This is a genomic window from Mesorhizobium sp. M5C.F.Ca.IN.020.32.2.1 (assembly GCF_004023105.1).
GTDB classification, from domain to species: Bacteria; Pseudomonadota; Alphaproteobacteria; order Rhizobiales; family Rhizobiaceae; genus Mesorhizobium; species Mesorhizobium wenxiniae.
Map to the genome: position 1 here is coordinate 1 of NZ_RZSX01001243.1, position 1,357 is coordinate 1,357.

Sequence of the window (1,357 nt, forward strand, 5' to 3'; positions counted from 1 at the left end):
CCCTTCGACCCGCGGCTGATCCTGCGCATCGCTCCGGCGGTGGCCAAAGCCGCCTGCGACACCGCCGTCGCGACACGGCCGATCACCGACTTTGCCGCTTATATCGACACGCTGAACCGCTTCGTCTTCCGCTCCGGCCTGGTGATGAAGCCGGTGTTCACGATGGCCAAGACGTCGAATGCCAAGCGCGTCATCTATGCCGACGGCGAGGATGAGCGCGTGTTGCGTGCCGCCCAGGTGGTGCTGGAGGAAGGCATCGCCGAGCCGATCCTGATCGGCCGCCCGCACGTCATCGAGGTGCGGCTGAAACGCTACGGACTGCGCATCAAGCCGGGCGTCGATTTCGGCCTGATCAATCCCGAGGACGACCCACGCTATCGCCACTATGTCGACCTTTTGATCGAACTCGCCGGCCGGCGCGGCGTCACGACGGAGGCCGCCCGCACTTTGGTGCGCACCGACAACACGGTGATCGCCGCACTTGCCCTCAAGCGTGGCGATGCCGACGCCATGGTTTGCGGCCTGGAAGGACGTTTTGAGCGGCATTTGCGCAATGTCACCCTGATCATCGGCCCGCGCGCCGGTATCAAGGATCATGACCTGTCGACGCTTTCCATGCTGATCTCGCAGCGAGGCATCATTTTCCTCACCGACACCCACGTCACGGTCGATCCGACGGCCGAGGAGATCGCAGAGATGACGGTGTTGGCGGCCGAAGAAATCCAGCGCTTCGGCATCGAACCCAAGGCCGCCCTGCTGTCGCATTCGGATTTCGGCTCACGCGATTCGCCAAGCGCGCTCAAGATGCGGCAGGCGGCGGCAATCCTGGCGCGCATCGCGCCAGACCTGCAATGCGACGGCGAGATGCATGCCGACTCGGCTTTGTCGGAGCAGCTGCGCCAGCGGGTCTATCCGCATTCGCGGCTGAAGGGCGAAGCCAATCTGCTGGTCTTTCCCAATCTCGATTCGGCGAACATCACGCTCACCGCGCTGCGCGCGATGATGGACGCGCTGCATGTCGGCCCGATCCTGCTCGGCACCGACAGACCGGCGCATATATTGACGCCGTCGGTGACGTCACGTGGCGTCGTCAACATGACGGCGCTCGCCGTGGTCGAAGCGGCCCATAAGGCGCAGGCGGTCGTAAATCTGGGCTAAAACGGCTTTTACGCGGTAAGCTGATAAATGAACGCAAAGCGGTAGCTTTCGCGACGGGCGGTTAAACGGAGTTCACGGCGAATGACGGGCGGAGGGTGGAAGCTGACGCATGCCGCGGCGCTGCTTGGTGCCCTGGCGGTTATCCGGCTTTGCCGTCACTCAGCCGCAGGCCGCCTCCCGTGTTTGCCGGCAACTGGAA

General features: G+C 63.8%; 1 protein-coding gene. It reads left to right on the top strand.

Annotation, left to right across the window (positions count from 1 at the left end; genetic code table 11):
• The coding region (locus EOA86_RS34805; RefSeq protein ID WP_281035730.1) for a phosphate acyltransferase at positions 1-1,158 on the top strand (1,158 nt) is incomplete at its 5' end.
• Positions 1,159-1,357: the final 199 nt, after the last annotated feature.